General features: G+C 65.0%; 20 protein-coding genes. 9 read left to right on the top strand and 11 right to left on the bottom strand.

Annotated elements, in window-relative coordinates:
• Nucleotides 1–247: 247 nt before the first annotated feature.
• From EH240_RS12300 to lpdA, 4 genes are all read left to right on the top strand, one after another.
• Nucleotides 248–1,480 carry a 3-methyl-2-oxobutanoate dehydrogenase (2-methylpropanoyl-transferring) subunit alpha gene (locus EH240_RS12300; RefSeq protein ID WP_124998517.1) on the top strand — a complete coding sequence of 411 codons (1,233 nt, stop codon included), beginning with the start codon at nucleotides 248–250 and terminating at the stop codon, nucleotides 1,478–1,480.
• A gap of 2 nt (nucleotides 1,481–1,482) precedes the next feature.
• Nucleotides 1,483–2,496 carry an alpha-ketoacid dehydrogenase subunit beta gene (locus tag EH240_RS12295; protein ID WP_124998515.1) on the top strand — a complete coding sequence of 338 codons (1,014 nt, stop codon included), beginning with the start codon at nucleotides 1,483–1,485 and terminating at the stop codon, nucleotides 2,494–2,496.
• A 12-nt stretch (nucleotides 2,497–2,508) separates the two neighbouring features.
• Entirely contained in the window at nucleotides 2,509–3,840 is a 1,332-nt protein-coding gene (locus tag EH240_RS12290) for a dihydrolipoamide acetyltransferase family protein (RefSeq protein WP_124998513.1), read from the top strand.
• 387 nt (nucleotides 3,841–4,227) lie between these two features.
• Complete coding sequence (gene lpdA, locus EH240_RS12285; protein ID WP_124998511.1) at nucleotides 4,228–5,625, top strand: dihydrolipoyl dehydrogenase; 1,398 nt, start codon at nucleotides 4,228–4,230, stop codon at nucleotides 5,623–5,625.
• 179 nt (nucleotides 5,626–5,804) lie between these two features.
• On the opposite strand, the gene EH240_RS12280 is transcribed toward lpdA, so the two are convergent.
• A complete protein-coding gene (locus EH240_RS12280; protein WP_281035111.1) occupies nucleotides 5,805–6,914 on the bottom strand; it encodes a saccharopine dehydrogenase family protein in 1,110 nt (369 codons plus the stop codon).
• A gap of 117 nt (nucleotides 6,915–7,031) precedes the next feature.
• On the opposite strand from EH240_RS12280, the gene EH240_RS12275 reads away from it, so the two are divergent.
• Nucleotides 7,032–7,460 (top strand): Lrp/AsnC family transcriptional regulator, encoded by a 429-nt coding sequence (locus EH240_RS12275; protein WP_124998507.1) that lies wholly within the window; start codon nucleotides 7,032–7,034, stop codon nucleotides 7,458–7,460.
• A 232-nt stretch (nucleotides 7,461–7,692) separates the two neighbouring features.
• Here EH240_RS12275 and EH240_RS12270 read toward each other — a convergent pair whose 3' ends face one another.
• From EH240_RS12270 to EH240_RS12250, 5 genes are all read right to left on the bottom strand, one after another.
• A complete protein-coding gene (locus tag EH240_RS12270) occupies nucleotides 7,693–9,720 on the bottom strand; it encodes an aldo/keto reductase (RefSeq protein ID WP_124998505.1) in 2,028 nt (675 codons plus the stop codon).
• A gap of 54 nt (nucleotides 9,721–9,774) precedes the next feature.
• Nucleotides 9,775–10,860, bottom strand: coding sequence for an ABC transporter ATP-binding protein (locus EH240_RS12265; protein WP_124998503.1), 1,086 nt, complete (start codon nucleotides 10,858–10,860; stop codon nucleotides 9,775–9,777).
• Nucleotides 10,861–10,872: 12 nt separating this feature from the next.
• Nucleotides 10,873–11,709 (bottom strand): carbohydrate ABC transporter permease, encoded by an 837-nt coding sequence (locus EH240_RS12260; protein WP_124998501.1) that lies wholly within the window; start codon nucleotides 11,707–11,709, stop codon nucleotides 10,873–10,875.
• On the bottom strand, nucleotides 11,706–12,566 hold the full coding sequence (locus EH240_RS12255) for a carbohydrate ABC transporter permease (RefSeq protein ID WP_124998499.1): 861 nt from the start codon (nucleotides 12,564–12,566) through the stop codon (nucleotides 11,706–11,708). Before EH240_RS12255 ends, EH240_RS12260 begins: the two co-directional genes overlap by 4 nt.
• A gap of 322 nt (nucleotides 12,567–12,888) precedes the next feature.
• The gene (locus tag EH240_RS12250; protein WP_124998497.1) at nucleotides 12,889–14,157 is read right to left on the bottom strand and encodes an ABC transporter substrate-binding protein; all 1,269 of its coding nucleotides are present in this window, start codon (nucleotides 14,155–14,157) and stop codon (nucleotides 12,889–12,891) included.
• A gap of 106 nt (nucleotides 14,158–14,263) precedes the next feature.
• Here EH240_RS12250 and EH240_RS12245 point away from each other — a divergent pair, with 106 nt between their 5' ends.
• Nucleotides 14,264–15,130, top strand: a complete 867-nt coding sequence (locus EH240_RS12245) for a helix-turn-helix domain-containing protein (RefSeq protein WP_124998495.1) — start codon at nucleotides 14,264–14,266, stop codon at nucleotides 15,128–15,130.
• Nucleotides 15,131–15,136: 6 nt separating this feature from the next.
• Here EH240_RS12245 and EH240_RS12240 read toward each other — a convergent pair whose 3' ends face one another.
• Genes EH240_RS12240 through EH240_RS12230 form a run of 3 tightly spaced genes read right to left on the bottom strand, consistent with a single transcriptional unit; the run spans nucleotide 15,137 to nucleotide 17,630 of the window.
• Nucleotides 15,137–16,516, bottom strand: coding sequence for a sensor histidine kinase (locus EH240_RS12240; protein ID WP_124998493.1), 1,380 nt, complete (start codon nucleotides 16,514–16,516; stop codon nucleotides 15,137–15,139).
• 4 nt (nucleotides 16,517–16,520) lie between these two features.
• Nucleotides 16,521–16,901 carry a YkvA family protein gene (locus EH240_RS12235; RefSeq protein WP_124998491.1) on the bottom strand — a complete coding sequence of 127 codons (381 nt, stop codon included), beginning with the start codon at nucleotides 16,899–16,901 and terminating at the stop codon, nucleotides 16,521–16,523.
• 51 nt (nucleotides 16,902–16,952) lie between these two features.
• Nucleotides 16,953–17,630, bottom strand: a complete 678-nt coding sequence (locus EH240_RS12230) for a winged helix-turn-helix domain-containing protein (RefSeq protein WP_124998489.1) — start codon at nucleotides 17,628–17,630, stop codon at nucleotides 16,953–16,955.
• 204 nt (nucleotides 17,631–17,834) lie between these two features.
• On the opposite strand from EH240_RS12230, the gene EH240_RS12225 reads away from it, so the two are divergent.
• Both EH240_RS12225 and EH240_RS12220 read left to right on the top strand, forming a co-directional pair.
• Nucleotides 17,835–18,467, top strand: coding sequence for a methyltransferase family protein (locus EH240_RS12225; RefSeq protein ID WP_124998487.1), 633 nt, complete (start codon nucleotides 17,835–17,837; stop codon nucleotides 18,465–18,467).
• Nucleotides 18,468–18,594: 127 nt separating this feature from the next.
• Nucleotides 18,595–18,780: a hypothetical protein gene (locus EH240_RS12220; protein WP_124998485.1), complete on the top strand. Its 186-nt coding sequence runs from the start codon at nucleotides 18,595–18,597 to the stop codon at nucleotides 18,778–18,780.
• 33 nt (nucleotides 18,781–18,813) lie between these two features.
• On the opposite strand, the gene EH240_RS12215 is transcribed toward EH240_RS12220, so the two are convergent.
• Both EH240_RS12215 and EH240_RS12210 read right to left on the bottom strand, forming a co-directional pair.
• A complete protein-coding gene (locus EH240_RS12215; protein WP_425374788.1) occupies nucleotides 18,814–18,993 on the bottom strand; it encodes a hypothetical protein in 180 nt (59 codons plus the stop codon).
• A 35-nt stretch (nucleotides 18,994–19,028) separates the two neighbouring features.
• Nucleotides 19,029–19,784 carry a COG4280 domain-containing protein gene (locus EH240_RS12210; RefSeq protein WP_124998481.1) on the bottom strand — a complete coding sequence of 252 codons (756 nt, stop codon included), beginning with the start codon at nucleotides 19,782–19,784 and terminating at the stop codon, nucleotides 19,029–19,031.
• A 198-nt stretch (nucleotides 19,785–19,982) separates the two neighbouring features.
• On the opposite strand from EH240_RS12210, the gene EH240_RS12205 reads away from it, so the two are divergent.
• Nucleotides 19,983–21,476, top strand: a complete 1,494-nt coding sequence (locus EH240_RS12205; protein ID WP_124998479.1) for an aldehyde dehydrogenase family protein — start codon at nucleotides 19,983–19,985, stop codon at nucleotides 21,474–21,476.
• Nucleotides 21,477–21,535 lie beyond the last annotated feature (59 nt).

Here is a 21,535-nt window from a genome sequence, read left to right as displayed (position 1 = left end):
GGAAGGGAGGATTAGCGCTGGCGCCGGGTTCGGTGGAAATTGTCTTCCCTTGCGCCTAAACCGCTACCGCTATTCGCCAAATTGCGCGGCGCCGGAAAAGATCGACAAGAAATTTCGCCGCCATATCTGCATCTTGTCTCCGTGTGCCGTGTCGGCTGATGACCGGGAGGACGGCCGCCATCTCGCCCGATGAAATGGCGGCGCGGATGTGCAAGTATCGCACCGGCAACATTGGAGGACGAAGGTCATGGCCGATGCTGGAATGTTGCGCTTTCACGTGCCCGAGCCCGAGGTTCGGCCCGGCGGCACGCCCGACTTCTCCAATGTGACCATCCCCAAGGCCGGATCGGTGCCGCGGCCGGAGATCGACGTCGACCCGCGCACCATCCGCGACATGGCCTTTTCCATCATCCGCGTGCTCAACCGCGCCGGAGAGGCGGTCGGGCCGTGGGCCGGGCTGCTCACCGACGAGGAGCTGCTCGAAGGCCTGCGCCACATGATGATGCTCAGAACCTTCGACGCGCGCATGCAGATGGCGCAGCGCCAGGGCAAGACCTCCTTCTACATGCAGCATCTCGGCGAGGAGGCGGTGAGCTGCGCCTTCCGCAAGGCGCTGGCCAAGGGCGACATGAACTTCCCGACCTATCGACAGGCCGGACTGCTGATCGCCGACGGCTACCCGATGGTCATGATGATGAACCAGATCTATTCCAACGAGGCCGATCCGCTGAAGGGCCGGCAGCTGCCGATCATGTATTCCTCCAAGGAGCACGGTTTCTTCTCGATCTCCGGCAACCTGGCGACGCAGTATATCCAGGCGGTCGGCTGGGCGATGGCCTCGGCGATCTCCAACGATTCGCGCATCGCGGCGGCCTGGATCGGCGACGGCTCGACGGCGGAATCGGATTTCCATTCGGCCCTGGTCTTCGCCTCGACCTACAAGGCGCCGGTCATCCTCAACGTCGTCAACAACCAGTGGGCGATCTCGACCTTTCAAGGAATCGCGCGTGGCGGCGCCGGCACTTTTGCAGCGCGCGGGCTGGGTTTCGGCATTCCGGCGCTCCGCGTCGACGGCAACGATTATCTTGCTGTCCATGCGGTGGCCAAATGGGCGGCCGCGCGGGCGCGCAGCAATCTTGGGCCGACGCTGGTCGAATATGTCACCTACCGCGCCGGCGCGCATTCGAGCTCCGACGATCCGTCGGCCTACCGGCCGAAGGCCGAGTCCGACGCCTGGCCGCTCGGCGACCCGATCATCCGGCTGAAGAACCACCTGATCCACAAGCGTGTCTGGTCGGAGGATCGGCACACCCAGGCGGAAGCCGAGATCCTCGAAACCGTGATCGCGGCGCAGAAGGAGGCCGAAAGCCACGGCACGCTGCATGCCGGCGGCAAGCCGTCGACCCGCGACATGTTCGAAGGCGTCTATGCCGAGATGCCGCCGCATCTCAGGCGCCAGCGCCAGCAGGCGGGGGTTTGACCATGCCCAGACGGACAATGATCGAGGCGATCCGCGACGCCATGGACGTCTCGATGGCGCGCGACGGGCGCGTCGTGGTGTTCGGCGAGGATGTCGGCTTCTTCGGCGGCGTCTTCCGCTGCACGCAAGGCCTGCAGGCCAAATACGGCAAGAGCCGCTGCTTCGACGCGCCGATCAGCGAGTCCGGTATCGTCGGCGCGGCCATCGGCATGGCCGCCTACGGCCTGCGCCCTTGCGTCGAGGTGCAGTTTGCCGACTATGTTTATCCGGCCTATGACCAGATCGTCTCCGAGGCCGCACGGCTTCGCTATCGTTCGAATGGCGACTTCACCTGCCCGATCGTGGTGCGCATGCCGACCGGCGGCGGCATCTTCGGCGGCCAGACGCACAGCCAGAGCCCGGAAGCGCTGTTCACGCATGTCTCCGGCCTGAAGACCGTGGTGCCGTCCAATCCGCATGACGCCAAAGGGCTCTTGATCGCGGCGATCGAGGATCCGGACCCGGTGATCTTCCTGGAGCCGAAGCGGCTCTACAACGGCCCTTTCGACGGCCACCACGACCGGCCGGTGACGCCATGGTCGAAGCATGAGCTCGGCGAGGTCGCCGACGGCCATTACACGATCCCGCTCGGCAAGGCGGCGATCCGAAGGCAGGGTTCGGCCGTCACCGTGCTCGCCTACGGCACCATGGTCTATGTCGCTGAGGCCGCGGCCGCGGAAACTGGCATCGACGCCGAGATCATCGACCTCAGGACGCTGCTGCCGCTCGACCTCGACACGATCGTCGCCTCGGTGAAGAAGACCGGGCGCTGCGTCGTCGTGCACGAGGCGACGCTCACCTCCGGCTTCGGCGCCGAGCTCGCCGCGCTAGTGCAGGATAACTGTTTCTACCATCTGGAGGCCCCGGTGGCGCGGGTCGCCGGCTGGGACACGCCCTATCCGCACGCGCAGGAATGGGAGTATTTCCCCGGCCCGGCGCGGGTCGGGCGCGCGCTCGTCGAGACCATGGAAGCCTGAAGGAGCCTGACGATGGGCGAATATGTGATCAAGCTTCCCGATGTCGGCGAAGGAGTCGCCGAGGCCGAGCTTGTCGAATGGCACGTCAAGATCGGCGACCTGGTGCGCGAGGACGCGGTGCTGGCCGCCGTCATGACCGACAAAGCGACGGTCGAGATCCCGTCGCCGGTCGATGGCGAGATCCTGTGGCTCGGCGCCGAGATCGGCGACACGGTGGCGATCGGCTCGCCGATCGTGCGGCTGAAGGTGGCCGGCCAAGGTAATGTGAAAGCGGAGGGCAATGTGAAGGCGGAAGGCATCGCCGAGCCTGCGCCGAAGGCGGCGTCCAAGCCGATCGAGGTGAAGTCCGAGCCGGCACCGGGCGCTCCGAAGGCAGCACCAAAGCCGGCAGAGCCGCCGGCGAAATCGTCGCCTGCCGTCGCCGCGCCGAAGGACGCACGCCCATCTCCCGCCTCAGCCGCGCCGCGCATGGAGGGCGAAAGGCCGCTGGCCTCGCCCGCCGTCCGGCTGCGGGCGAAGGAGGCCGGCATAGATCTTCGCCAGGTTCCGGGCAGCGGTCCGGCCGGGCGCATCAGCCATGAGGACATCGAGGCCTTCCTGGCGCGCGGTCCGCAGCTTGGCCGCGCGACGGGACTTGCCCGCAAGGAGGGAGTCGAGGACATCAAGGTCGTCGGCCTGCGGCGCAAGATCGCCGAAAAAATGGCGCTCGCCAAATCGCGTATCCCGCATATCACCTATGTCGAGGAGATCGAGGTCACCGCGCTGGAAGAGCTGCGCGCCACGCTCAACAAAGAGAAGCGGCAGGACCGTCCCAAGCTGACGCTGCTGCCTTTCCTGATGCGGGCGATGGTCAAGGCGATCGCCGACCAGCCCAATCTCAACGCTCTATTCGACGACGACGCCGGCATCATCCACCAGCATGAAGGCATCCATATCGGCATCGCCGCGCAGACGCCGGCCGGCCTCGTCGTGCCAGTAGTCAAGCATGCCGAGGCGCGCGACCTCTGGGAGTGCGCTGCCGAGATCAACCGCCTCGCCGACGCTGCCAAGTCCGGCACGGCGACGCGCGAGGATCTCTCGGGATCGACCATTACCATCACCTCGCTCGGCGCGATGGGCGGCGTGGCAACGACGCCGGTCATCAACTATCCGGAGGTGGCGATCGTCGGCGTCAACAAGATGATGGTGCGGCCCGTATGGGACGGCACGCAGTTCATCCCGCGCAAGATGATGAACCTGTCGTCCAGCTTCGACCATCGCGTCATCGACGGCTGGGACGCCGCCGTCTTCGTCCAGCGCATCAAGACACTGCTGGAGACGCCGGCGCTGATTTTCGTGGATTGATGCAATGGGTGGAACGGTAGCCTCTTTGAACCAATCCGAAAGGGACCGCAGCCGCTCCCCGGCAATCGGTCCGCAGTCGCAAATTATCAACGTCTGCGATTGGCCACAGGCCTTCATGCCTTCGTCATCCTCGGGCTTGACCCGAGGATCCATGCCGCGACCGACGCCGAAGGGCGCAGCGGAACAGAATCCTGGACCGTTGCAGCGCCTTTACGTCACGGCATGGATCCTGGGGTCTGCGCGCGTCGCTACGCTCCTTGCTCCGCCCCAGGATGACGAGGTTTTGGAGGCCCCGGCCAATCGCCAAGCTCTGCGACTGAATTCCCGACGTTCGTCGTCGAGAGCTGCTTGCCTGCCAAAATCCCCGTGCTCCGCAACGAGGACCCCATGAAAGAAATCTCCTGCAAGCTTCTCGTCATCGGCGCCGGACCCGGCGGCTATGTCTGCGCCATCCGTGCCGGCCAGCTTGGCGTCGACACGGTGATCGTCGAGTTCGGCAAACCGGGCGGCACCTGCCTCAATGTCGGCTGCATCCCGTCCAAGGCGCTCATCCATGCGGCGGAAGAGTTCGAGAAGATCGCGCATATGGCCGGCGGCAAGGGCCTGCTCGGCATCACGGTCGCCCCGCCGACGCTCGACCTGATCAAGACCGTTGCGTGGAAAGACGGCATCGTTAGCCGGCTGAACAGCGGCGTCGCCGGGCTGCTCAAGAAGGCCGGGGTCAAGACCGTGCATGGCTGGGCGAAATTTCGCGACGGCAAGACGGTCGAGGTCGAGACCGAGACCGGCACGCAGGTCATCCGCGCCGAGACTGTGGTGATCGCCACCGGCTCGGCATCGGTCGAGCTGCCGTCCCTGCCTTTCGGCGGTCCGGTCATCTCGTCCACCGAGGCGCTGGCGTTGAGCGAGGTGCCGAAGAAGCTTGCCGTCGTCGGCGGCGGCTATATCGGGTTGGAGCTCGGCATGGCCTTCGCCAAGATGGGCGCCAAGGTCACCGTGGTCGAAGCGCTGCCGCGCGTGCTGGCGCAATATGATGCGGAACTGACGCGACCGGTGCTGAAACGGCTCGGCGAGCTCGGTGTAGAGGTGATGACGGGCGCCAACGCCAAGGGGCTCGCGACCAAGGGCGATGCGCTGCTGGTCGAGACGGCCGACGGCAAGAATGCCAGGGTCGCCGCCGACCGGATCCTGGTCACGGTCGGGCGCAAGCCGGTGACCGAGGGCTGGGGGCTGGAGCAGATCGACCTCGACATGGCCGGCAGGTTCATCCGCATCGACGACCAGTGCCGCACCTCGATGCGCGGCATCCACGCCATCGGCGACGTCACCGGCGAGCCGATGCTGGCGCACCGGGCGATGGTGCAAGGCGAGATGGTCGCCGAGATCGTCGCCGGCCACAGGCGAAGCTGGGACAAGCGCGCGATCCCGGCGATCTGCTTCACCGATCCCGAGCTGGTTACCGCCGGCCTGTCACCGGAAGAGGCGAAGGCGCTTGCCGGCGAGGTCAAGATCGGCCAGTTTCCCTTCGCCGCCAACGGCCGCGCCATGACCAAACAAGGCGAGGATGGCTTTGTCCGTGTGGTTGCCCGCGCGGACAATCATCTGGTGCTGGGCATCCAGGCGGTCGGGCAGGGCGTATCGGAATTGTCCACGGCCTTCGGCCTGGCGCTGGAAATGGGCGCGCGGCTGGAAGACATCGCCGGCACCATCCATGCCCATCCGACCCAGGGCGAAGGTTTCCAGGAAGCGGCGCTGAAGGCGCTGGGCCACGCGCTGCATGTTTAGGGCGAGTGTGATCTCCCCCTCAGAGGGGGAGATGGCCGGCAGGCCAGAGGGGATCGGTTCGACTGGATGCGACTTTCCTTGCGACAGATGGAGGTTGGCGCTCTATGCGAGGCGACCCCCTCTGTCGCCTTCGGCGACATCTCCCCCTCAAGGGCCCTCAAGGGGGGAGACTACGCAGCTCAGCCCGCCAGTCGGCTCACCATCTCGTGCTGCGCGTAGGCGCGGCCGAAGCGGTTGGCGAGGAAGGCGTCGAGCGCGATGTCTTCCTGGCGGATAAAGCCCTTGGCCGGCAGGCTGCCGTCGGCCAGCATGTCGAGCACGGCGCAGATGCCGGAGGCGGTGGTGATCTGGATGCCGCTGCGCACGACATTGCCGACGCGTTTCGAATAGATCTTGTTGGCGTAGGTCTCCTGCAACAGGCGGCCGTTCCTGCGGCCCGAAACGGTGACGAAGACGATGACCACATCCTGCAGCGTCGCCGGCAGCGCGCTCTCGAAGATATCCTTCAGCACGTCGCGGCGATGGCGCAGCCCCAGATCGTTGAGCAGCGCCTTCATGATCGCGGCGTGGCCGGGATAGCGGATGGTGCGATAGTTCAGCGTGCGCACCTTGCCCTTCAGCGTCTCGGCCAGCGTGCCCAGCCCGCCGGAAGTGTTGAACGCCTCGTAGGTGACGCCGTCGAGCGAGAACTCCTCGCGCTCCTCCAGCGGCGGGACTTCGATCAGCTCGCCCTCGACGATCGCCTCGCAGGGCTCGCAATATTCGTTGATGACGCCGTCGGTACTCCAGGTCAGGTTGTAGTTCAGCGCGTTGGACGGATATTGCGGCAGCGCGCCGACCCGCATGCGCACGCTCTCCAGCGTGTCGAAGCGGCTGGCGAGATCATTGGCGACGATCGAGATAAAGCCCGGCGCCAGGCCGCATTGCGGAATGAAGGCGCTCTTGGCCTCACGCGCCAGCTCCTTCACCCGGCGGGTGCTGACGACGTCCTCGGTGAGGTCGAGATAGTGCACGCCGGTCGCGGCCGCAGCCTCGGCGATGCGCGTGGTGAGATGGAAAGGCGCGGCGCTCAGCACCGCAAACTTGCCGGCAAGGGCTTTCTCCAGCGCGCCGGGTGCTGCGATGTCGAGTTCCTTGGCCTCGACGCCGGCCGGCAATTCGGCGGCGGCGAGCTGGGCCGCCGAGCGGTCGACGAGGGTGACGTGATAGTCACCGGTGGAGCTAAGCATTTCAGCGATGGTCGAGCCGATCTTGCCGGCGCCGACGACAACGATGTTCTTCATGGTCAATACCCCTGCCAGTTTCCGAGTTGGCGGAAATCATCGCAGCTTGCCTGTCGAAAGGAAGCGTGGGACTGTACGAAGCGAAACCGCTTTTTAAGCAATATGCCGAGAGGTTTCGTCGAAATGATCAGCGATGCCGAACAAGCCCTGCTTTCGCTCTTGCGCGCCAACGCGCGCGCCTCGACCGCAGAACTCGCGAGAAAGCTCGGCGTGTCGCGCACCACGGTGCAGAGCCGGATCGAGCGCTTGGAACAGCGCGGCATCATCACCGGCTATGGTGTGCGGCTGTCGCCCGACTACGAGCAGGGGCTGGTCAAGGCGCATGTGCTGCTCACCGTCACGCCGAAACTCGCCGACAAGGTGGTGCGCGCCCTACAAGCGCTGCCGCAGGTCAGGACGCTGCATTCGGTGAGCGGCAATTTCGACATGATCGTCATCGTCGACGCGCCGTCGATCCGCGATCTCGATACGCTGCTCGATCGCATAGGGGCGATGGACGGGGTGGAGCGGACATCGTCGTCGATTATTTTGTCGACGCGGATCGATCGGTGAGGAGGCGGTGGAACTGCAAATCTCCCCCCTTGTGGGGGAGATGGCCGGCAGGCCAGAGGGGGTGTGAAGGAACGCCAGCCTTGGCCGGTTTCCCAGTCTAATGCTGCCGCAGTGGGTGATTGACTGGGAGAGGCCGGCGGGACAGCACCCCCCTCTGCCTTGCCAGGCATCTCCCCCGCAAGGGGGGAGATTGGATGTCGCGGCGGCTTTCGCCAATCTCAAGCGTTGAGCGCTACGCCCGCCGCCGCTGCGCCCCATTATCCAGCCACTCCACATCCTCCGGCGACAGCGCGATGGCCAGCGCCTTGAGGCTGTCTTCCAGCTCGTCTAGCGTGCGCGGGCCGATCAGCGGGACCGACGGGAAGGGCTGCGCCAGCACGTAGGCCAGCGCGACATGGATCGGGCTCTTGCCTAGCCTCTGCGCCAGTTCGATCGCCCGGTCGCGGCGGCCGAAGTTCTTTTCCGAATACCAGACGCGCACCAGCTCTTCATTGTCGGTGCGGCCGCGACCGGCGCGGTCGGTGAAGAAGCCGCGGCCCTGGCTCGACCAGGCGAAGTTCGGCATCTGCCGCGTCGTCAGCCAGGCTTTCCAGGCGTCGGTCGAAGAGGTGACGCAGCCGGCCCAGATCGGCTCCAGCATCTCGGCCAGCGAGAAATTGTTGGAGAGAGCGCCGGGCTTCTGCTTGCCGGTGCGTTCGGCATAGGCAATGGCCTCGTCCATGCGCTCCATCGTCCAGTTGGAGCCGCCGAACAGGCCGCGGATGCGGCCGGCCTTGGCCTCCTGGTCCATGGCGTCGACGAACTCGCCGACCGGCACGTCCGGATTGTCGCGATGCATGAAATAGATATCGACATGGTCGGTCTGCAGCCGGTCGAGCGACTGGGCGAGCTGCTTGGCGATCACATCGGGATAGCAGAGCGGCGAATGCGCGCCCTTGGCGATGATGACCGACTGCCCGCGCACGCCGCGATTCTTCAGCCACTGGCCGAGCAGCGTTTCCGTATAGCCGGCGCCGTAGACATAGCCGGTGTCGAACAGATTGCCGCCGGCCTCGAAATAGGCGTCGAGCAAGATCGAGCCCGAGGAGAAGGTGCGGAAATCCTCGAAGCCGAGCGCCAGCCGCGAGACCTGTTTCGGCAGGCCGGGGATGGCGCGCTTGCCGATGGCGCTGCCGCCGGAGCGCAGCGGCCGGCCCGAAATCGTGGCGACGCGCTTAGCCGGCTTCTCGATCTCGTATTCAAGTCCGACGGCGGCGCGCCATTTGTCGAGCACGCGCAACGTGCCGAGGCTGTCGGCCCAGCCCATGCCCGGCCAGGCGAATTCCTGCCTGCCGGCCCGGATCGCCTCGCCGGCGGCGTCGACCTCGAAGGAATAGAGATGACGGGTTTCGTTCACGCTGATCACCTCGCGCGCGGCCCCGGACCGGATCACGTCGATCCGGCCCGGTCCGACGTCGCGGTTGCCACCGGCGAACCAGAAGTCAGGCACCTCGATATGCCCTTTGGTGCCGAAAATGCGCAGGACATTGTCCTGGTTGAGCGAAATGCTGCAGGAGACCTCCGCGACGATGCCGTTGGCGAAGTGCAGCAATGCCGAGGCCCATTCGTCGACGCCGGACTGGCCGAGATGGGCCGCGCCCACAACCTTGTCCGGCTCGAGGAAAGGCTGTCCCGCCGCAGCACCCGCAATCAGCCGCGCCATCGACACCGGATAGCCGCCGACATCGAGGATGCCGCCGCCGGCAAGCTCGTTGGCGTAGAGCCGGTGCTCCGGCATGAAGCCCGGCATGGCGAAGCCGAAGCTCGACTTGACCATGCGCACCTCGCCGATGACCCCCGATTTGATCAGCTCGACCAGTTGCAGCGTCTGCGGGTGCAGCCGGTACATGAAGGCTTCGCCCAGAAAAGTGCCCCCTTTTCGCGCCGCATGCATCATCGCGTCGGCCTCGAAGGCGGTCAGCGCCAGCGGCTTTTCGCACAGCACATGCTTGCCGGCTTCGGCGGCCTTGATCGCCCACTCGGCATGGCCGGGATGCGGTATCGAGATGTAGACGGCATCGACCTCGGGATCGTTGAGGAGTGCCTCGTAGCCGTCGAGAATGCGCGCGCCCGCAAAAGCTTCGGCAAGGCCCGGCTTGCCGGGGTTGCGGGCGCCGAGTGCGACCAGCTCGCCGCTGCGCGACTGCGCCACGCCGCCGGCGAAGGATCTTGCTATGCTGCCGGGTCCAAGAATGCCCCAGCGAATTTTTCCTGATGTCATGTCGAATTCTCCATGGGTCGCCGCCACGCCTTCGCGATCGGGCAGAAAGGAAAGTCAGCGAATCCTCGCGCCTGTCTTGTCGAAGAGCAGCGAGCGCTCCGCCTTGATCGAGACGGTGAAATGCTCGCTGCTGGCACGCTGGCGCGCGGCCTCGCGCTCGATGATCAGCTCCTCCGACCCGGCATCGGCATAGACGTAGCTCACCGAGCCCAGATGCTCGGCGACGTCGGCCTTGACCGGAATGTCGCACTCGCCCTCGCCGGCTTCGAAGAAATGCTCCGGCCTGACGCCCAGCACGACCTCGGCGCCGACCGCCGGCAAGGCACCGCAGAGCGGCTTCCGCAACCTGGCGCCAGCATGATTGACGAGCTCGACCGTCACGGAGCCATTGCCTGCCTCGACGACATTGGCCTTGAGGAAATTCATCTTCGGCGAACCGATGAAGCCGGCGACGAAACGGTTGGCCGGATCGTCATAGAGGTCGAGCGGCGCGCCGATCTGCTCGACATTGCCGGCCTTGAGCACGACGATGCGATCGGCAAGCGTCATCGCCTCGGTCTGGTCGTGCGTCACATAGATCATGGTGACGCCCAGCTCCTTGTGCAGGCGCGCGATCTCGACCCGCATCTGGACTCTCAGCTCGGCATCGAGATTGCTTAGCGGCTCGTCGAACAGGAACACCTGCGGCTCGCGCACGATGGCGCGGCCGATGGCGACGCGCTGGCGCTGGCCGCCGGACAGTTGCTTCGGCCGCCGCTGCATCAGCTCGTCGATGCGCAGGATCTCGGCGGCGCGTTTCACCCGCCGTTCGGTGTCGGCCTTCGGATTGCCGTTCATCCGCAACCCGAAGCTCAAATTCTGCTCCACCGTCATGTGCGGATAAAGCGCATAGGACTGGAACACCATGGCGATGCCGCGGTCGGCCGGCTCGACGTCGTTCACCACCTTGCCGCCAATGGCGATCTTGCCGCCGCTGATGTCCTCCAGCCCGGCAACCATGCGCAGAAGCGTGGACTTGCCGCAGCCGGACGGGCCGACGAAGACGACGAACTCGCCGTCGGCGATGTCGATGTTGGCGCCGTGGACGACCTCGAAGAGGCCGAAACGCTTGACGACATTGGTGAGGGTGACGGCGGCCATCGCGCTCCTATCCTACTTGACCGCGCCGGCGGCGATGCCGGCGATGAAATGACGCTGCAACAGCACGAAGACGACAAGCATCGGCACCGTCAGCATCACGGCGCCCGCCATGATGCCGCCCCAGGAGACCTTGGTGAGGCCGATCAAGGTGCCGAGCGCCACCGGCGCCGTCATCGCGCCGGGCTGGCTGTTGATCAGCAGCGGCCAGAGATAGTTGTTCCAGGAGGCGAGGAAGAGGATGATGGCGAGCGCCGCCAGCATCGGCCGCGCCAGCGGCAGCGCGATGAAGAGGAAGATGCGCCATTCCTTCACGCCCTCGACCCTTGCGGCGTCGAACAGCTCGGCCGGCATCATGGAAAAAGCCTGGCGCATAAAGAGCACGCCGAGCGAATTGAACAGCGGCGGTACGATCAGCGCGACCCAAGTGTTGGCGAGCTGGAAGTCGCGCGCCACCATGATGAATTGCGGGATCAGCACCACCGCGTAGGGCAGCGTGATGGTGCCGAAGATGATCGCCACCACGATGCCCTTGCCGAGGAACTCGTAGCGCGCCAGCGCCCAGCCGGCCATCGAGGTGAGCAGCACCGAGAGGAAAGTATAGGTCACCGCCACGGAGACGGAGATGCCGATGGCGCCGACGAAATTGGTATCGCGCTGCAGATTGTTGAAATTCTCGAGGAAGTTATCGTGCGGCAAGAGCTCGATACCGGGGCTGAAGATGCCGTTGTCGGGCATGGTGGAGAACACCACCATCATCCACAGCGGGAACAGCCAGATCAGCGCCAGCGGCGTCAGGAAAAGATGCAGCAAGATGCTGCGCCCGAGCCGTCTTTGGGAGCGCGAGGTCATTTCGGGTCCCTCGTCAGCCAGAGCTGCACCAGGGTGATGGCGATGGCGAGGCCCGCCATGGTGTAGGCGACGGCCGAGGCATAGCCGAAATTGAGCGAGCGGAAACCCTGGCGGTAGAGCAGCAGGCCCAGCGTCTCGGTGCCGCCGCCCGGTCCGCCGCGCTCGGTGATCAGGAACGGCTCGGTGAAGAGCTGCATGGTGCCGATGATCGACAGCACGGCGCAGAAGACGATGACCGGCTTCAGGAGCGGCAGGGTGATGTGGAAGAACTGCTTGACCTTGCTGACGCGGTCCAGCGTCGCCGCCTCGTAGACGTCCTCCGGGATGGATTGCAGGCCGGCGAGGATGATGATGGCATTGTAGCCGGCCCAGCGCCAGGTCACCGCGATCATGATCAGCGCCATCGCCGGCGTGACGTTGGAGAACCAGTCGACCTTCGGCAGGCCGACGCCGTTGAGCAGCTTGTTGATGATGCCGAAATCGAGGCTGAACATCAGCCGGAATACCGCCGAATAGGCCACCTCGCCGACCACGACCGGGGCGAAGAAGGCAAAGCGGTAAAGGCCGCGCGCCTTTAGCAGCGGCGAGTTCAAAAGCACCGCCATCACGATCGCCAGCGAGATCATCACCGGCACCTGGATGACGAGGATCAGCAGCGTGTTCTTCAAGGCGTTGAAGAAGGCGGGATCGCCGATCAGCCGGCCCCAGTTGAAAGTTGGCGCGAAGCGCCACGGCACGGTGCGGGTCGCCTGGAAGGAGATCAGGAACGAGCTGATGATCGGCCAGACCCAGAAGATCGCGAAGATCAGGAGGTAAGGCGTGAGGAAGCGATACGCGGTGGCGTTGCGGTGGCGCATCGTGCTCCCTCCTTTCGGTTTGTTTTGTTTCACGCCTGTCGTAGCGGGCGGTGTTGATATCGATGTGGCCGACGGAAGGCCATCATTAGCCGAGGTCAGCGCTGCCCCTCATCGCCCTGCCGGGTACTTCTCCCCGTACAGAGACGGGGAGAAGCGGCTGACCGCAGCGTTGGCGCTTGCTCGGCATCGTCGGTGATTGGCGAAACCGTCGGCGACAGCGCCCCTCTCCCCGTCACTATACGGGGAGAGGATGCCGGCAGGCAGGTGAGGGGCAGCGTCGACGTTCCGGCAATCTGCTCTCGCACCACGTCCGGCTGCCCTGTCACTTGACCGGCAGGCCCGTCGCCGAGGCGATCTGGCTGGCGGCGTCGTCGAGCGCGGCCTTGGCGTCGGGGTAACCGCCGGCCAAATATTTGGTCTGCACGGCACGCAGGATGATCTCGGCGTCGCTCTGGAACGGCGTGCCGCGGCTCGGCACCACCTTGGGAAGCGTGGCAAGGATATCCTTCCACACCGCCTGGCCGCCCCAATAGGGCTGGCCTTGCGCGACGTAAGGATCGTCGAGCGCCGAGATCAGCGAGGGCACAAGGCCGAAATCCTTCAGCATGGTGATCTGGCCCTCATTCGTCTCCAGCGTGTATTTCAGGTAGGCGTAGGCGGCTTCCTTGTTCTTGCTGGCCGAGGTGATGGCCAAAGAGGAGCCGCCGAGATTGGCGGCGCGCGGGCCGTCGGCGGTCAGGCTCGGCATCAGGTAAACGCCCCACTTGCCGCTTTCCTTCGGTGATTCGGTGCGGATCGTGCCCTCATACCAGCCGCCATAGACCTGGGTGGCGACGGTGCCGGCCGTGTTGTTGGTGATCTTGGTCGACCAGTCGGCCGAAGACACGATGCCGGCGTCCTTCATCTCCTTGACCTTGGTCATGGCGTCGACGCACTTCGGCTGGTTGACTGTGATCGACTGGCCGTCCTCGGCGAAATAGGCGCAGCCCTGCTCGTTGGAGATCATGCGGAAGAATTCGGTGTCGCCGTTGAAGTCGGCATTGGTCATGGTGACGCCGGGATTCGCGGCCTGGATCTTCTTGCCGGCGGCGATGAAATCGTCCCAGGTCTTGATCGAGGCGGGATCGACGCCGGCCTTCTCGTAGAAGTCGCGGCGGTAGAAGACGGCGACCGGGCCGGAATCCCACGGCATGGCGTATGCCTTGTCGCCGACTTCCAGCTCGGTGCGCTTGAAGTCGGGGAATTTCTTCTGGTCTTCCGCCGCGTAGCCCAGCGTGTGCAGGTCGACGAAGCAGTCCGGGAACTGGCTCCAGTAGTTCTCGGCCTCGCCGTTCTCGATCGAGACGATGTCCGGCAGGCCGACCCCGCCGGCGGCGCAGCCGGCGATGGACTTGTCATAGGTGGGCTGGTTGCCGAGGTCCTGAACGGTGACCTTGATGTCGGGGTATTTTTTGTTGAAGCCTTCGACCGTCGATTTCAGCGACGAAGCGGCGATGTTCCAGCTCCAGATCGTAAGCTCGCCGGATTGCGCCAAGGCCGGGCCGGAGCCCAAGGCAAGCAAAAGCGTGGCGCAGGTCAGTGTGGTGCGCATTGAAATCCTCCCAATTCATTTGCTCTCTCACTGTGAGCATGGCTAGATTATGCGGTGCGGAAGGCTTGTCCCCGTCAAAGGGAATAAAAAATTGCCGGAAAGTAAGATGCCGGAGCGTCCATTCTACCACCCAGGCGCCAGCAGCGTCGAAGGCCTGCCGCTGGCCTTGCAGATGTTCCATAACCATCCGTTGGTGATGCTGAAGCCGCATTGGCACGCCCAGGTCGAGGTGAACTTCATCGTGCGCGGCAGCGTGCATTACCGCATGGCCGAGCATGAGATCTCGCTCTCTGCCGGCGACATGTGCCTGTTCTGGGGCGGCCTGCCGCACCAGATGGACGATCTGTCGGACGATGCGACCTATGCCGGCGCGCACTTGCCGCTGGTGCATTTCTTCAGGCTGCATCTGCCGGCCGACGTCCGGCACCGGCTGATGACGGGCGCGACCTTGGTGACGAATGCCACCGATCAGTCGGACAACGACAATTTCAAGCGCTGGAACGAGTATGCGCGCTCCGACGACCCGGCCAAGACCGAACACGCCGTCAACGAGCTGCTGCTTCGGCTCGAGCGGGTGCGGTTCGAGGCGTACCGGCTGGTGCCGGAAGCCGCGTCCGGACACGGGGCCGGCAGCCCGTTCGACCAGCAGTCGTCGCGCAATGTCGGGCGCATGTGCGACTTCATCGCCGAGAATTTCCTCTACGACATCGACTGCGTGAACATCGCGGCCGCGGCCGACATCCATCCCAAATACGCCATGAGCCTGTTCAAGAAATCTACGGGCATGACGCTCAACGAGTACGTCAATCTGCTGCGGCTGAGCTACGCGCAGGCGCTGCTGATGCATGAGGGCGCCAATGTGCTGAAGGTCGCCATGGATTCGGGCTTTGGCTCGCTCAGCGCCTTCAACAAGTCGTTCCGCAAGCTCGCCGGCATGTCGCCCTCCGATTTCCGCAGGGCGGGCGGGCGCTAAAATCGATCAGGCGGCGGGCGAACTCACCGCGGGAAAATCGATGATCACGGCAAGCCCTGGATTGTTGTCCTGCAGCGTGACTGTCGCGCCATGCAAGTCGGCCACCGCCTTGACGAGGCTGAGGCCCAGGCCGCTGCCCGGAGTCGTGCGGCTGGAATCCAGCCGGTAGAGCCGCTGGAAGACTTTTTCGCGCTCCCCGGCTGGAATGCCGGGGCCATTGTCGCGCACCTGGACGAGGACGCGGTCGCCCTTTCCGGTCACCGACAGCTCGATCGCCGTGCCCGGCGGGCAATGCCGCAAGGCGTTCTCGACCAGATTGGCCAGCATCTGCATCAGCAGGTCGCGATCGCCGTGGATGTACCATTTCGTGCCCGGAACGAGCGCTGTCGACAATGATTTCCCGTCGTCCTCGGCGACGTCGGCATAGACCTCGCCGATGGTGTCGACCACGCTGCCGACGTCGAGATCGACGAAGCGCGCCTTGCGCGCGCCGGCCTCGATCTGGGCGATGCGCAGCAGCGCGTCGAAGGTCTCGTTGATCTGCCGGCTTTCGGCGCGGGCGTCGGCCAGATCGCCGGAAACATCTTCGCCTGCAGCCGTCTTGTCGGTGGCCTGCTCCAGGATCATCTGCAGGCGGTTGAGCGGCGTCTTCAGGTCGTGCGCGATGTTGGCGCTGACCTCCCGCATGCCGTCGACCAGCGCCGATAGACGGTCGAGCGCGGCGTTCACCTGCGTGGATACGGCGTCGATGTCGTCGCTATTGCCGATCAGCGGGATGCGGGCGTCGAGCCGTCCGTGCGAAACCTCGACCATGGTGGCGGCAATGCCGTCGAGGCGCCGCTGGACGCGCGAGGCGAGCAAGGCGCCGCCGGCGATGGCGATGCCGGCGATGAACAGCGTGCCCCAGCCGAAGCTCATCAGCACGATGGTCTCCAGCTCGTCGGTCTCGGCCAGCGAGAAGGCGACCGTGAGACTGTTGCCGCCGACCTCGCCGGTATAGGCGCGGTACATGGTGTCGGGCGGCACGCCCGGCAATCTGGCGGCAAACATCGAGAAGCCCTCGGGCAGGCCGGAAGCGGTGAAGTTTCCGGCCAGATGATTGCCGCGGGGATCGGTCAGCGAGAAAAGCTGGTCCTTGTCCGGGCTGAGGTCGGCATTGTTGTTGACCGAGGCGACAAGATCTTCCTTGTCGTTCTCGGCATAGGTCAGGGCGACGACCGAATAGGTTTCCTTGATGGACTGGTCGAGCCGTCGCGCCAGCTCGGCGCTCATCAGCCAGTAGACGATCCCGCCGGACAGGATGAAGGCGAGCACGAACAGGAAGGCGAAGGTCAGCGCCAGCCGGAACGGCGTGCTGCGCAGCAGGCTGGGGCGCGTCTCTTTCATTGCTCTAAGCAGGCATCGGCCAGAACAGCCACAGCAAGGCCATGGCCGCCAACATCCAGATGGCAATGATGAAGATCAGCCCTGCCTTGCTGACCGGCTTGGCGCTGCGCGTTGCCTCGTCGCGGAGTTCCTGCATGAGACCGGCAGGGATCAGCTTGACCGCCAGCATGATGCCGAGCGGCACGATCAAAAGGTCATCGAGATAGCCGATGATCGGGATGAAATCCGGAATGAGATCGATGGGGCTGAGGGCATAGGCCGCGACGGCTCCGGCCGCGGCCTTCGCATACCAGGGAACGCGAGGATCGCGGGCGGCAAGCCACAGCGCCACCGTGTCGCGCTTGATGCCGCGTGCCCATCGCTTTGCAGTGTCCAACATTGCCATGTCGCTTATATACGGGCAGCCTGCCGGACGTGCGAGATGCAGCATGCATCGTCAAGCGGGCGCATGCAGGCTGTAGCCGGTGTTGCGCACGGTATGGATGAGCGGCACGTCGAACGGCCTGTCGACCTTGGCCCGCAGCCGGCTGATATGGGTCTCGACGACGCTGGTCTTGGGGTCGAAATGGAAATCCCAGACGCGCTCCAGAAGCATGGTGCGGGTAATCACGCGGCCCTCGCCGCGCATCAGCACCTCGAGCAGGCTGAACTCCCGGGGCTGCAGGTCGATCGCCTGGCCCTGCCTGGTCACGCGGCGCATGATAAGGTCCATTTCGAGGTCGGCGACGCGCAGCGCCGTTTTCTGTTCCTGCGCAGCCGGCCGGCGGCCGAGCGCGTTGATGCGGGCAAGCAGCTCCGAAAAGGCGAACGGCTTGACGAGATAGTCGTCGCCGCCGGCTTCCAATCCTTCGACTCGGTCGTCGACGCCGCCGATCGAGGTCAGGAATATGGCCGGCGTCTTGACGCCGGCCGCGCGCACCGCCTTGATCATCGACAGGCCGTCAAGGCCGAGGACCATGCGGTCGGCCACGATGACGTCATAGGCATCGCGGGTTGCCGCGGCGAGCGCGTCATGGCCGTTGCGCAAGAGATCGCAGGCATGGCCGGCCTCGGTCAGCCCTCTGACGACATAGTCGGCTGTCCTCGGGTCATCCTCAACCAGCAGAAGTCGCATTTTTGACCTATCGTGCGGAGTCCAGCTCAGCCGGCATGGTAGCATCGGCGCAGATCCATTCCCACAAGCCGGACTTACGCAGGCCTGTCCGGGTCCTTACAAATTCGTAAGGATGACCGAAAACACCGATGAGGCCTCGCAATGGGACAGGAGAAAGGCTACTGGGAGCAACCTCCCTGCCGGGGCCGGAGTGACTGAACCCGAATGGCTTACACATCGCTCAAGTCAGCGCCAAGAGCGCTCGACCAGCACAAGCGCCTGATCGTCGTCCAGGTCGCCGCGGTCATGGCCATCGTCCTGCTCTTGTTTTCCAAGCCGTTTCTCAGCGAAGGCTCGAACGGGCACGAGCTGGTGGAAATGATCGGCTTCAGCCTCGTCCTCATCTGCTTCCTCGGCCGGCTGTGGAGCATCCTCTATGTCGGCGGCAGGAAGAATGACGAGCTGGTCGTCTCGGGTCCGTTCTCGATGACCAGGAACCCGCTTTACTTCTTCTCGACCATCGGCGCGGCCGGCATCGGGCTGATGTTCGGATCGGTGCTGGCTGCGGCGATGCTGGGTTTCGCAAGCTTCCTTGTCTTCCGGTTCACCGCCAGCCGGGAGGCCGAGTTCCTGGCGGCCAAGTTCGGCGCCGGCTACACGGCCTATGCCGAACGGACGCCGCGTTTCTGGCCGAACCCGATGCTTTACCGCGACCAGGACCATTGGGTCTTTTCCACCGGCGCGCTGAAGAACACGTTCCGGGACGGGCTTTATTTCCTGGCCTTGTTTCCACTCATCGAAACGGTCGAGTATTTTCGCATGGCCGGCGTGCTGCCGACCTTGTTCACCGTCTACTGATCGCGATCGTGTATTTCACGGCCAACCCTGGCCGGTTTGCACCCAAAAGAAGTCAGCGGCGACGCCTTGATGGCCTGAACCGACCAGGCATACAGATCAGGCCTGAACCCTGGCTGGCGGCAACGCGATGGACGCTCGCGCATCGAAGCGCAATACACCCGGACGGATGTCGGTTTTTGAGCTCGACGCCTTGCGAGAAGCTTTCAGGCGATCCGTGCGCGAGAACAACGTGACGGAAATCCAGTGGGCTGAGCACGCCGAGCTTTTCGTGAAAAGCACGATCCGCAGGGAAAGCCGCGCCATCCAGGCTTAACCGGCCGGATGCCCCTGTCACCTTCAGGTCGGTTTAGGTCCGGCTGCTGCCGCGCGCGCCGCGCCTCGTGCTTTCCAAAAGGATCGCCAGACAGCCGGCCAGAATCAGGATGCCGCCGGCGAGCGGCGGCAGCGCCAGAAGCTTCACAGCGCCGGTGACCAGGGCAATCAGGATCACCGCCAGCAGCGCGAGACTGCCGTCGTCGACGAACATGCCGACGAGCTCCTTCAGAACGAGACGGATGATTTTCATCGGGCAATTCCCTCAGCGGGCGCCGCGCAGCTGTTGCGCAGCCAGCGCACCATGGCGAGGGATGCGGCGGCGATGATGGCGAAGATGGCAAGGAGCGCAAAATCCTCGCCCGGCCATTCGGCGCCGAGGCCTTCACCGGTCCAGAACACGCCGAAGCTGGTCAGCATCAGGCCGACGGCGAATTTGAGCGCGTTTTCCGGCACGCGCGCCAGCGGCCGGTGCACGGCGAGACCGATCAGCATCACCAGCACGACGGCCGCGAGCGCGCCGAAGCCGGCTTGAAGCGTCTGGCCGTGGGCGGCGCCGACGGCGATGACTATGAATACCACCTCAACCCCTTCGAGCAGCACCGCCTTGAAGGCCGCGACGCCGGCCAGGTAGCCGGCGCGGCGGTCGTTGGCCTGGCGGCTCAGCGCATCGGTTTCCCTGGAGAAGGCCGCCTCCTCGTCGCGCAGCGCGATGACGCCGGCGCTGCGCAGGATCGCCTTGCGCAGCCAGCGCATGCCGAACAGGACCAGCAGCACGCCGACCACGAATTGCAGGAGCGTGATGGGGACGAGCGCCAGCAACGGCCCGAAGGCCAGCACCAGCGCCGCCAGCACGGCGAGCGCCGACGCCGCGCCGGTCAGCGCCGGCCGCCAGCCGCGCGTCACGCCGACGGCGAGCACGATGGTGAAGGCTTCGACCACCTCGACGAAGGACGCCAGGAAGGAAGCGGTCACGGTGGAGAGAACGGGCGTCAGTTCATGCATGAATGGGTGCCGGGCTCCGTGTTTCGCCGCCCGTTCCAGACGGAGGGCCGGTCCAGTCTTGTTCAATAGGCGATGAAGTACAAAGTATGGCGGATGGATAGATCAGCCGGCGACTGGCGATTCGACCGCGGAGCCGAACTTGCACCCCGGTGCAGGCCGGTGCCATAACGCCATGCTCGTCAGAGAAAGCGGCTCGCGATGACGATACCGGTGAGAGACTTTTCCCTACGCACGCCGATCGACGGCCGGCATCGCCGGATGCTGATCGACGGCGAATGGCGCGATTCGGTGAGCGGCCGGGCGTTCGAGACGCGCAATCCGGCCACCGGCGCGGTGATCGGCACCGTGCCGCAGGCCGATTCGAGGGATATCGACCTGGCGGTCGCGGCGGCGCGGCGGGCCTTCGAGGGGCCGTGGAGCCGCTTCAAGCCCTATGAGCGCCAGCTGCTGCTGTTGAAGATCGCCGACGTGATAGAGCGGCATTGGGAGGAGCTGGCGCTTTCCGACACCACCGACATGGGCATGCCGGTCACCCGCACCCTCGCCAACAAGAATCGCGTGCTCGGCATGCTGCGCTTCTATGCCGGCATGGCGACGTCGATCCACGGCCACACCATCGGCAATTCGCTGCCGGGCGAGATCGTCTCCTACACGCGCAAGGAGCCCGTCGGCGTGGTCGGCGCGATCATCCCCTGGAATGCGCCCACCGCTGCCTCGATCTGGAAGATCGGCCCGGCTTTGGCCACCGGCTGCACCATCGTGCTGAAACCCTCGGAAGAAGCGCCGCTGACGCCGCTCTTGATCGCCGACCTGATGCAGGAAGCCGGCGTGCCGCCCGGCGTCGTCAATGTCGTGACCGGAACCGGCGCGGAGGCCGGCGCGCCTTTGGCCGCGCATATGGACGTCGACAAGCTGGTCTTCACCGGCTCGACCGCGACGGGTCAGGCGATCCTGCGTGCCTCTGCCGCCAACATGAAGCGTGTGTCGCTGGAACTCGGCGGCAAGTCGCCGGTGATCGTCCTGGCCGACGCCGATATCGAGCGCGCCGTGCCGGTGGCGGCCATGTCGGTCTTCGCCAATTCCGGCCAGATCTGCATCGCCGGGTCGCGGCTCTTCGTCGAGCGGCCGATCTATGAGGAATTCGTCGAGCGCGTCGCGGCCTTCGCGGCCAAGCTCCGGATCGGCGACGGCGCCGATCCCGAAATCGAGATCGGGCCGCTGATCTCGCCAAGACAGCTCGAGCGCGTCAGCGGCTTCATCGCCGACGGCGCGCGCGAGGGCGCGCGGCTGGTGACGGGTGGCGAGCGCATCACTGAAGGCACGCTTGCCGCCGGCAATTTCATGACACCCGGCGTGTTCGCCGGCGTGACAGACGGCATGCGCATCGCGCGTGAGGAGATTTTTGGCCCGATCATCTCGGCGCTGCCCTTCGACACGCTGGACGAGGCGGTGCGACGCGGCAACGACACGCCTTACGGCCTCGGCGCCGGTGTGTTCACGAAGGATATCGGCAAGGCGCATCAGCTCGCCAACCGGCTGCGCGCCGGTTCGGTCTGGGTCAACACCTATCACGCGATCGACCCGGCGGTGCCCTTCGGTGGCTACAAGATGAGCGGCTATGGCCGCGAGGGCGGCGCCGAGCATCTCGACGAATACCTCAACACCAAGGGTGTCTGGATCCGCACCGACTGACGGATTTCCGGCTTGAAAGGCTGCAGCTTGTCGGATTTCATTGTCCGTTTCGCCGAACC

Origin of the sequence: Mesorhizobium tamadayense, assembly GCF_003863365.1 — a bacterium.
GTDB lineage: Bacteria > Pseudomonadota > Alphaproteobacteria > Rhizobiales > Rhizobiaceae > Mesorhizobium > Mesorhizobium tamadayense.
Note: the sequence above shows the minus strand (reverse complement) of the source record. Positions and strands in the feature narration are given on the sequence as shown.